The sequence below is a fragment of the Arthrobacter sp. SO3 genome, from assembly GCF_020532825.1.
In the GTDB taxonomy this organism is placed as follows: Bacteria; Actinomycetota; Actinomycetes; order Actinomycetales; family Micrococcaceae; genus Arthrobacter.
This window is the reverse complement of the sequence record NZ_MQTS01000081.1, coordinates 1-10,154: the sequence shown is the minus strand read 5'-3', so window position 1 is coordinate 10,154 and position 10,154 is coordinate 1. Positions and strand designations below refer to the sequence as shown.

The 10,154-nt window shown below is 67.8% G+C and carries 10 protein-coding genes; 2 read left to right on the top strand and 8 right to left on the bottom strand.

Annotation, left to right across the window (positions count from 1 at the left end; genetic code table 11):
* Window positions 1-161: 161 nt before the first annotated feature.
* On the top strand, window positions 162-1,169 hold the full coding sequence (locus BJQ90_RS08465; protein ID WP_226759852.1) for a bile acid:sodium symporter family protein: 1,008 nt from the start codon (window positions 162-164) through the stop codon (window positions 1,167-1,169).
* Window positions 1,170-1,191: 22 nt separating this feature from the next.
* Here the strand turns inward: BJQ90_RS08465 and BJQ90_RS08460 are convergent, their stop codons facing one another.
* Complete coding sequence (locus tag BJQ90_RS08460) at window positions 1,192-1,764, bottom strand: LacI family DNA-binding transcriptional regulator (RefSeq protein WP_226759851.1); 573 nt, start codon at window positions 1,762-1,764, stop codon at window positions 1,192-1,194.
* Between the two features lie 659 nt (window positions 1,765-2,423).
* On the opposite strand from BJQ90_RS08460, the gene BJQ90_RS08455 reads away from it, so the two are divergent.
* Window positions 2,424-2,561 (top strand): hypothetical protein, encoded by a 138-nt coding sequence (locus tag BJQ90_RS08455; RefSeq protein WP_226759850.1) that lies wholly within the window; start codon window positions 2,424-2,426, stop codon window positions 2,559-2,561.
* A 155-nt stretch (window positions 2,562-2,716) separates the two neighbouring features.
* On the opposite strand, the gene BJQ90_RS08450 is transcribed toward BJQ90_RS08455, so the two are convergent.
* From BJQ90_RS08450 to BJQ90_RS08420, 7 genes are all read right to left on the bottom strand, one after another.
* Window positions 2,717-3,025, bottom strand: a complete 309-nt coding sequence (locus BJQ90_RS08450) for an antibiotic biosynthesis monooxygenase (protein WP_226759849.1) — start codon at window positions 3,023-3,025, stop codon at window positions 2,717-2,719.
* Window positions 3,026-3,234: 209 nt separating this feature from the next.
* Window positions 3,235-4,755, bottom strand: a complete 1,521-nt coding sequence (locus BJQ90_RS08445) for an aldehyde dehydrogenase family protein (protein ID WP_226759848.1) — start codon at window positions 4,753-4,755, stop codon at window positions 3,235-3,237.
* Complete coding sequence (locus BJQ90_RS08440; protein WP_226759847.1) at window positions 4,752-5,546, bottom strand: HD domain-containing protein; 795 nt, start codon at window positions 5,544-5,546, stop codon at window positions 4,752-4,754. Before BJQ90_RS08440 ends, BJQ90_RS08445 begins: the two co-directional genes overlap by 4 nt.
* Before the next feature lie 41 nt (window positions 5,547-5,587).
* Complete coding sequence (locus BJQ90_RS08435; RefSeq protein ID WP_226759846.1) at window positions 5,588-6,949, bottom strand: NAD(P)/FAD-dependent oxidoreductase; 1,362 nt, start codon at window positions 6,947-6,949, stop codon at window positions 5,588-5,590.
* Between the two features lie 2 nt (window positions 6,950-6,951).
* Window positions 6,952-7,272 (bottom strand): 2Fe-2S iron-sulfur cluster-binding protein, encoded by a 321-nt coding sequence (locus BJQ90_RS08430; RefSeq protein WP_226759845.1) that lies wholly within the window; start codon window positions 7,270-7,272, stop codon window positions 6,952-6,954.
* A 42-nt stretch (window positions 7,273-7,314) separates the two neighbouring features.
* Window positions 7,315-8,097 (bottom strand): SDR family NAD(P)-dependent oxidoreductase, encoded by a 783-nt coding sequence (locus BJQ90_RS08425; RefSeq protein WP_226759844.1) that lies wholly within the window; start codon window positions 8,095-8,097, stop codon window positions 7,315-7,317.
* Between the two features lie 7 nt (window positions 8,098-8,104).
* Entirely contained in the window at window positions 8,105-9,976 is a 1,872-nt protein-coding gene (locus tag BJQ90_RS08420; protein ID WP_226759843.1) for a PEP-utilizing enzyme, read from the bottom strand.
* Window positions 9,977-10,154: the final 178 nt, after the last annotated feature.

Genomic DNA, 10,154 nt, shown 5'->3' with positions numbered 1-10,154 from the left:
CAAAGCCCTTGCCAGATAAACCATGAATCAAGTCTGACAAAAAACCATACCCAAAGGAATCACCGACACGCTACACTAGCCGGCGCCCTGAAATCCGACATATTCAGGCGCGGTGCGGTCACGAACTGGCAGCGGAGCGGTCGCAGTGGCACCATGCTTGGATGCTTGAGGCAACCAAATCCCCGAAGTCCGCCGCCGAGACCAGCACTGGCGCGGTCCCGGTAAATCCCGCCCTCGCCGCCGAGGCCAAGATCGCCCGCATCGCGGTGACCGTCTTCCCGCTGCTGGTCGTCATCGCAGGCGTCGCCGGGTACCTGCTGCCGGGCGCCTTCAAGCCGATGGGGCCCAGCGTGCCGTACCTGCTGGGCATCATCATGTTCTGCATGGGCCTGACCCTGACGCCGCCCGACTTCGCCTCCGTGGCCAAGCGTCCCTGGGCCGTGGTCCTGGGCATCGTGGCGCACTATGTCATCATGCCCGGTGCCGGCTGGCTGATCGCCGTCGGCCTGAACCTGTCGCCGGAACTGGCGGTGGGCCTGATCCTCGTCGGCTGCGCGCCCTCGGGCACCGCGTCCAACGTGATGGCGTTCCTGGCCAAGGGCGACGTCGCCCTGTCGGTCGCCGTCGCCTCCGTGTCCACCCTGATCGCCCCGATCGTGACGCCGCTGCTGGTGCTGTTCCTGGCCGGTTCCTACCTGCAGATCGACGCCGGCGGCATGGTGCTCGACATCGTCAAGACCGTGCTGCTGCCGGTGATCGCCGGCCTGCTGGCCCGCCTGTTCCTCAAGAAACTCGTCGCCAGGGTGCTGCCGGTATTGCCCTGGGCCTCCGCCGTCGTCATTTCCCTGATCGTGGCGATTGTGGTGGCCGGAAGTGCCAGCAAGATCGTCGCCGCCGGCGGGATCGTGTTCCTCGCCGTGGTGCTGCACAACGGCTTCGGCCTGGGCCTGGGGTATCTGGCCGGCAAGCTCGGGCGCCTGGACGACAAGGCCCGCCGGGCGCTGGCGTTCGAGGTCGGCATGCAGAACTCCGGCCTGGCCGCCACCCTGGCCACGGCGCACTTCAGCCCGCTCACAGCGCTGCCCTCGGCGGTGTTCTCGCTCTGGCACAACATTTCCGGCGCGATCGTCGCGGCCTGGCTGGCGCGGCGTCCGCTGCGGGACGAGTAAGGGGCCGGCTCCTCCCTGGCGCTTAGGCGGACAGCCGCGCGAGCAGCCTCGCGACCGCCTGCTCGAAAAGTGTCTCGGCCCCGGCCGCCCCCGCAGTTCCCGGCACCAGGACCTCGACACCGTCCGGCTGCGCCGAGTCCGAGAAAACCAGCAGGGCCGCGCCGCGCTCGACGAGTTCCTTCATCGTTTCAAGGTCGACGGCGGTGCGTTCCGCCGGCTGGGAGCCGAGGATGACGCCGTCGGCCCCGCCGGAGAGCATGAACTGCCGCCAGCTTTCGCCCAGCAGGATCACGGGCTGGTAGCCGTGCCGGGGCAGGATCGTGGCGGCTGCCGCAGCGAGCGCGCGGTCCCAGGCATCGTCGAGGTCGCTGATGGCAACGGCCACGACGTCGGTGCGTCCCCGCCGCATCCCGCGGGCCGCCCGGTTCGGCACATAGCCCAGCTCATCGGCCGCGGCATGAACCCGGTCCTGGGTGGGCTGGCTGATCCGGGTGTTGCCGCCGGGGCGGCCGGACAGCACGTAGGAGACGGTGGTCAGGGACACTCCCGCGGCCTCCGCGACGTCGCGGATGGTGGGCTTGGATCCGTGCCGCACTGATGACTCCCGGGTACGTCTGCGCCGCGGATTCGTGGCGATGGCTGAAAACTTCCTCGCGGGGTGTACCCCCGGTCTGAACTCTAGCCCTCACCCCAACGCGGGGTCACTTAGCGCCCATCTCGAGGCCCGGGACGGGCGCTAAGTGACCCCGCGTTGGTGTTGGACGGGCGACGGCGGCGCCTGCACCTTCCGTGGGATCAGCCTGCTTAGTCGTCGCAGGTGCAGCGCTGGTCCTGGGGTACATCGGCCATAACCGCGTCGACATGCTCGCCGCAGCCGGCCCAGGTGATTTTTCCGCAACGATTACAACGAACTGCAGCGCACATAGGATCTCCAAAATCGGGGTGCCGCGGATGCAGCACCTAGCACTAACAATAATACCCCATAGGGTATCTTGGAAGCGTCCCCGGCTGCTGGAGCGGCCACCGCAATCCCCCGTCCACTCCTGCAGCCACGACGCCCCTCCAAGCCCAGGAACAGCCATGACAATCGACAGCAACCCCCAAGGAGATCATCGGCAAGCGCGCCTTTGAGGCACCCGGAAGCCGCGGCCGCCTTCGGCAGCTCCCCCAGGTGCTCCGCGGCTGTGGGCGGGCTCGACGAGAGAGGCTCTCCCGTCAGTCCAGATCACCGTCGGCCTGCTGTCCGTGGCCGTGATGGCATGGGCCCTGCATGGCCGCCTGGAGCTGGAACGCAGGATCACGCTGGGCCACAGAAGGTCGGTGGATTCCGACGTCGACGTCTGCACGGACTGCCGCCCGCTGTTCCCCAGCAAACCGCGGCAGCAGGGCTGAGCTGAACGGCACGGTCATCCCGGCCGTGCGGGCGGTTTCGTCGGCGACGCCTTGTTCCCCTGATCTAAACCAACGCGGGGTCACATCGCGCCCATCGGAGCGCCCCGGATGGGCGCGAAGTGACCCCGCGTTGGGGTGGGTTTGGGAACCGGCGGCTAGGGGGTATCCCAGCCGATGCTGGCGGCCTCGTCCAGGGTGCGTGCCTCGAAATGTTCCAGCATCTCGCGCATGCCGTCCATGCTCTGCTTGAACATCTCGGACGCCCGCCACGCTTCAGCCTGTTCCAGGGACTCCCACGGGCCGGTGCTGATGAACCGGTTCCGGACGTTGCGGTCATGCATCAGCACGGCCTTCGCGTGCGGGAAGTCTTCCTGGGTCTTTCGGGCCAGATCCCGCCAGGCCTGCACGAAATCATTCTCCCGGCCGGGGTGTACCAGCCAGATTCCCAGCGTATAAACCGACACGTCGATCGCCTCCATGGTCTGCAAGGGGTGGATACCCCCGATTATCGGGCCGGGCCACAGACGCCGGTAGGGCCGATCTACCCGATGCAGTGATAACCTCCGGCGCCAGAAAGTCCGTGCGCAGAGGCAACGCGGGGTCAGTTAGCGCCGGTCCGGGACCTCCGGATGGGCGCGATGTGACCCCGCGTTGCTGTTGATGGGGCGGGTATTTAGACCTTCCGGTGGATCGACTTGTAGCTCAGGTAGGCGTTGAGACCCTCGACGCCGTACTCGGTGCCCAGCCCGGAGTCGTGCCGGCCGCCGAAGGGTGCGGCGTGGTTGGAGGCGAAGAAGTTGATGCCCACCGAGCCGGTATCCATCCGGTCCGCCACGGCCAGCGCCGCGTCCGGATCGGCGCCGAAAACCAGCCCGCCGAGTCCGAATTCAGTGTTGTTCGCCAGCTCCACGGCCTCGTCAACACTGCCGCCGGCGTCGTTGTACTTCAGGATGCAAAGCACCGGGCCGAAGATCTCCTCGCGGGAGATCCGCATGTCCGGGGTGACATCGGCAAACACGGTGGGTTCCACGAAGTATCCGCCCTCCAGCCCGCCGCCCAGTGCCGCCGCGCGGCCGCCGGTGGTGGCGCGGGCGCCTTCGGCCACGCCGGCGTCCACGTACTCCAGCACGGTCCGGTACTGCGACTCGGTGGCGCAGGGCCCGAAGACCGTGCCCGGGTCCAGCGGGTCGCCCTGCTTGCCGGCGGCGATGGTCCGGGTGACCATGTCCACCACTTCCTCGTAGCGGCTGGCGGGGGCCAGGATGCGGGTTGAGATGTAGCAGGTCTGCCCGGTGTTGCGCATCGAGGAGCGGATCAGCACCTTGGACATCGCGTCCAGGTCTGCATCCGGCAGCACGATCGCGCTGGACTTTCCGCCCAGCTCCAGCGTGACGGGGCGCAGCAGTTCGCCGCAGGCCGCCGCGATCTTCCGGCCCACCGGGGTGGAGCCGGTGAAGGCGACCTTGTCCACGCCTGGGTGCTTCACCAGCGCATCGCCCAGCCGCCCGGAACCGGTGACGAGGTTGACGACGCCGGCCGGCACACCGGCAGCGGCCACGGCGTCGATGATCACCCGCAGCGACAGCGGGGTGGGCGACGCCGGTTTGATCACCACGGTGCAGCCGGCCAGCAGCGCCGGGGCGAGCTTGATGACCACGAGGTTGATCGGGAAGTTCCAGGGGGCGATCAGTGCGCACACGCCGATCGGTTCGCGCCGGACCATGGATTCGCCGCCGCCTTTGGGGAAGGGCCGCACGTCCTCGCGCTCAAGATAGTCGGCAAGGGTGGCGAAGTAGCGGAAGATGCCCGCGGCGTTGGCGGCCGCCCCGGCGGATTCCGAGACCGGCGAGCCGTTCTCGCGGGTGTTGGTCAGCGAGAGCTCCCCGGCGCGCTTCTCCACTTCCTCGGCGATGCGCAGCAGGTACGCGGCACGTTCGGACGGCGCCAGCCGCGGCCATTCGCCGGCGTCGAAAGCCCGGCGGGCGGAGGCGACGGCGGCGTCCACGTCTTCGGGGGTGCCGTCCGGGACGGAGCCCCAGACTTCGCCCGTGGCGGGGTCGGTGACCGGGTTGCGGCCGGTGCCGCGTGCTGGGGTCCAGGCACCGTCGATGAAGATGTCGTCCACGTGTGTGTAGGGCAGCGCGAGTGCGGCGCGGGCGGCCACGGCGGGGGCGTCGTGCATGGCGGCGGTCACCGGATCACCGCCGTCTTGAGCAGCGCGGTGGAGCGGTTCAGGTCCGCCGTCGCCATGTCGTGGGCCGCCTGGGTGATGAGCTCGGGGATGATTTCGGTGGCCAGCCGGTCGGTGTAGGTTGCCGGGTCCATCTTGAACCAGGAGGAGGCCAGGGCAATACCCGCCTGGTCGAAGCGCCACAGCCTGTCGGCGTCGCGCATCAGCGCGTCCTCCAGCGACTGCGCCACCGGGCGGGTGTCGTGGCCGTCGATGATCGCGCAGACGCGCTCGATGAATTCCGCGGGATAGCCCAGGCCCGGCAGCACCCGGCGGGCGACGTCGCAGCCCTGCTTCTCGTGTTCGTAGCGGATGGTGGCCTTGCGCCAGTCGCCGGTGAAGCCCTCGGAAATGATGCGGGATTCGTCCACGTGGGCCCAGCCGGTGTCGTGCAGCAGGGTGGCCACCCTGACCAGTTCGGCGTCGGCCTCGGGGTAGGCCCGGCAGAGCCGCTCGGCGAAGGCGAGGGAGATGGGCAGGTGGACGTCGTTGCCGCGGGTGCGGGTCTCGTGCACCACGGCCTGCCAGAGGCTGTCGAGTTCCTCAAGCGCGGCTGGGGTGGTGGCGATCGGGGCGGTGTCCACCGGCCCCGGCGCGGGGACCGGCCGGACCGGGTACGCGGCGGCGAAGTCCGCAGCAGCAGAATCAACAGCAGCGGAATCAACAGCAGCGTGATTGCCTGCCGCCGGGTTTTCGGAGACCGGGTTCGCGGCGCCGGCGTCGGCGTCGGCAACCGGGGTCTTGGGGGTGGTCATAGTGCTCCTTCGGGTGGGGCCGACTTACTGTCTGAGTGGAGTTAGCTGTCCGTGGTGATCGTTTTGAGGGGTGTGGCCGGGTCCGCGGCGGCTTCAGCGGGGATGTTCTGGCCTTTGGCGAGGGCGTTTTTCACGGCCATGAAGTCCAGCGGGGCGTTGACGCAGTCCGCGGCGATGATCTGGCCCTGGCGGTAGTAGAGGACGCTGAACTTGCCGCGTTCCTCGTCGCGCCGCAGCACGGTCTGGTCATAGCCGTTGCACAGCCCGGCGATCTGCAGTTTGAGGTCGGCCTGGTTGGACCAGAACCACGGGATGCCCGCGTATTCCTCACGCCGGCCGGTGAGTGAGTAGGCCGCCACCTTGGCGTGTTCAATCGCGTTGTTGACGCTTTCGAGCCGGATCCGTTCCCCCGGGGCCGAGCCGGGCACGGGGTTGGGCATGTTGGCGCAGTCGCCGATCGCCACGGTGGTGCCGTCGGAGGCCAGCGCGAAGCGGTCCACCACGATCCCGTTGTCCACGCTCAGGCCAAGCTGTTCGGCGAGCTGGGTGTTCGGGATGACCCCGATGCCGACCAGTACGATCTGCGCCGGCAGCACCGTGCCGTCCTGGAGTTCGACGCCGGCTACCGCGCCGCCGTCGTCCGCGCCACCTGCGCCGGCGGTGAAGCGCGTGGCGCTCGTGTTCAGCCGGATGTCCAGGCCGCGCGACCGGTGTGCCTGCAGGAAATAGTCGGCGGTTTCCTCGCCGACGGCGCGGCCCACCAGGCGGGGACCGAATTCCAGCACGGTGACGTTTTTGCCCATCTTCTGCAGGCTGGACGCGGCTTCGAGGCCGATGAATCCGCCGCCGATCACGACGACGTCCTGGGCGTCCCCCACCCTGGCCTTGAGCGCCAGGGCGTCGTCGGCGTTGCGCAGGTAGAGCACGCCGTCGAGATCCCCGCCCTCGATCTCCAGCTTCCGGGCGCGGGCGCCCACGGTGAGGGCCAGCCGCTTGAAGGGGAACTGCTTGCCGGAGGATGAGTGCGCCACGCCGGAGCCGTCGGCCTCCTTGTCGATCCTGACGATGTATTCGCCCTTGACCAGGTCCACGTTGTGTTCGGCCCAGTACTCGTTGGAGCGGAAAATCAAGGATTCGCTTTCCACCGTGCCCTGCAGGAACTCCTTGGACAGGGCCGGGCGCTGGTAGGGGCGGTGGTCCTCGTCGCCGAGCAGGGTGATGTGCTCGTCGAAGCCGAGCGCGCGGAGGGAGACAGCGAGCTGGACGCCGGACTGGCTCGCGCCGATGATCAGCAGGCCGGTGCGGGTAGGGCTTTCCGGCTGCGTTGCGGCGCCGGCGGCGGTCTGCGTTGCGGGGACATGCTCAGTGGCGGTCTGCTCTGCGGCGGCGAGATGGGTGACCATCACTACACCTGGGTTTCCGGGGTGGTGACAAAGAGTTCGAGCTCGTCCGTCAGCCGGAGCTGGCAGGACAGCCGCGAGTTGTCCTCGCGGTCCACGGCGGTGCCGTAGAGCATCTCGTCCTCCATGTCCGCCATCGGCGGGAGCTGGGAGAGGCAGTCCTCGCGGACAAAGACGTGGCAGGTGGCACAGGACAGTGAGCCGCCGCATTCGGCCACGATGCCGGGGACGCCGTTGCGCACCGCGGTTTCCATGACGGAGTCGCCGGGATTGCCCTGGACGTCGCGGACGGCGCCTTCGGCGTCGGTGAAATGAACCGTTGGCATTGGTCCTCCTTGTGTTGAAGCGGGAAGTTGAGTGAGGGGGGGTCAGATGAACTGGCGTCCGCCGTCGACCACCATGGTCTGGCCGGTGTAGTAGGAACTGTCCGGCCCGGCCAGGAAGAGCGCCGCACCCACGATGTCCTCCGGCTGGCTGGCCCGCTTGATCGCTCCGCGGTCCACACCGTAGTTCTCGGCGTTCTCCATCAGCCCGTAGCTGGCCTCGGTCAGGGTGAACCCGGGGGCGATCGCGTTGACCGTGATCCCCCGCCGGCCCAGTTCCTTGGCCATCACCCGGGTCAGGGCCACCACCCCGCCCTTGGAGGCGACGTAGTGCAGCCACTGCTCCGAGCCGCTGAAGATTGTGGCGCTGGAGAGGTTGATGACGCGCCCGCCGTCGGTCAGGTACGGGCTCGCCGCTCGGGTGACGAGCCAGGGGCCCTTGAGGTTCACGTTCATGACCAGGTCCCATTCGGCCGGGTCGATGTCCTCGAACGGGCTGCGGGTGACCCCCGCGTACACCGCCGCGTTGTTGAGCACGACGTCGATGCTCCCCTTTCCGAAGTCCGCGCAGCTTTTCGCGAGGGCCTCGGTGGAGTCGACGCTCGTGACGTCCGCGTGGAAGGCGGCCGCGTCGGCCCCGGTTTCCCGGACCAGCTTCGCGGTCTCCTCCGCGCCGTCAAGGTTCACGTCCGCCACCGCCACACGGTAGCCGCGGCGGCCGAAGCCGAGCGCGAACGCCCGGCCGAGGCCGCCGGCGGCACCGGTGATCAGGACGGTGCGGGCCGGCTGGCCGCCTTGGCCCGCACCGTCATATTCTGCAGTAGGCATATTCGGGTCAGACATGGCTGTGGCTGTGCGCTCCGGGTCCGGCGACCTGCAGTTCCGGTTCCTCAGCGTCGAGGATCTGGACCGTTCCCTTGGTGCCATCCACGCGCAGCCGCTGTCCGGTCTTGATTGTGGTGGACGCCGAGCCGGTCCCGGTCACCGCCGGGAGGCCGTACTCGCGGCACACGATCGCGGCGTGGCTCATCATGCCGCCGATGTCCGTGACGGTGGCCTGGATCTTGCCAAAAATCGGTCCCCAGGACGGTGCCGTGACCGTGGCGACCAGGATCTCGCCCTGCTGCACCTCGGAGAGCTGGTCCGCGTCGGTGATGACGCGGGCCAGGCCCTCGACGACGCCGGGCGAGGCTGCCATGCCGCGCAGGCCGCCGCCTTCGACCGCTTCGCCGGCGCCCAGCCACTGCTGGACCTGTTCTGTGGTGATGCCCCAGAGCATCCGGGTGAAGGGTTCGGTGATGATTTCCGGCGGGGTGTTCAGGGCCGGGGCCGGGCGGGCGGTCTTGAGCGCGTCCACGATCCCGCGGCGGCGCTCGATCTCCTCCGGCCAGTAGTCCGGGCCGATCGGCTTGGCGCCGACGCCCCAGCCGGTGACGAGGTCGAAGAGCGCATCGCGGACCTCGTTGCGGCCCAGGTAAAGCAGGTCGTCCGGTTCGGTCCAGAAGCCCTCGGCCTGCATCATGCGGCTGAGTTCGCGGATTTTGCGCCAGAAGACGCCCATGGTCCAGTGCTCGATGTAGAAGTTGTGGTTCTCCACGTACGGGTACGCGGTCGCGGCGAGTCCGCGCTTGGCGTCGAAGAGGCCCTGGTTTTCGCCTTCCAGCAGTTCCCGGTATTCCCCGATGATGCGGTCACGTTCGATGATCAGGGCCTCGACCGGGCGCATGATTTCCTGGCCTTCGTCCACGCGCCGGATGTAGTCCGCAATGTAGCCGAGCGGGATTTCCTGGTGTTCGTTCCAGTACTTGTCGTGGCCGTAGAAACCGTTGCCCACGGTGAAGTTGAACCACGGGTCCTTGGCGGCCTCGTACTGGGCCGTCCAGCGGTCCCCGCCCGGGGCCGCCGCGATGGCAGCCAGGGTGGCGGCGACGTCGTCCGTGTTGCCGAAATGCCCCTGCAGCTGTAGTTCAACAGCCAGTTTGGCGAGCTGCTTGAGCTCGTCATCCGGGCGGAAGAGTTCCATGTCCACGCCCTGGACCATGGTGGCGATGGACTGGTCGGGGATGTTGGGGAAGACCTGCTTGCAGAAGTTGAAGAAGTCCAGGTAGGCGATGTAGCCCAGGTTGAGGAACTCGAAGTGGTACTGCCAGTTCTGGTAGGCCAGCTGGATCAGCCGGTCGTAGCTCTCCAGCAGCTTTTCGGAACCGTCCTTGCCCTTGCCGGAGAGGATGTCCTCCATCGGGACAACGTCCGGGAGCTTGGGGAAGGAGATGGTTTCCATCTCGTCGATGGTGCCCTTGACCTTGACGTGCCACTGCTTGAGGAGCTGGTCCCAGTTCTGGAAGTAGTGGCCCACCCGCTGTTCGAACAGGGGCACACGCGCGGCGATCTGGTCCTCCGGCACCGGGATGGGCGACATGTAGAGGTAGCCCAGGTGGACGCGGAACTCGATGCCGTTGGCGTTGGGGATCATCAGGTGCCGGGCGTTGTACTGGCCCAGGCACTTGACCGCGAATTCGCCGCCGATCGTCTCGAAGGGCTTGAACACGGTCGGCCAGTGCTGGCTGTCGCAGAACCAGAACTTGGCGTCTTCCTGTTCCTTGAGTTTGTCCTGGAAGACCAGGTAGTACGGGTAGATCTTTTCCCAGCCCTCGGCGCCGGCGGGGACCGCAAGCTCGGAGGGTTTGGGGAAGGACTTCAGGGACATGGCGGTCCTTTCAATTCGGGCTCGGCGTTGAGCCTGGGTGACGAAGCGGACTAGCGGGTCAAAATTTGTTAGGTGGAGGGCTTCAGCAGCGATGCGGTGATGCTGCCGAGGCTGAACCCGCTAGGTGCGGCGGGAGCAGTGGACGACGGCGCCGGGCCGGCCGGCGGGGTCGTGGAGG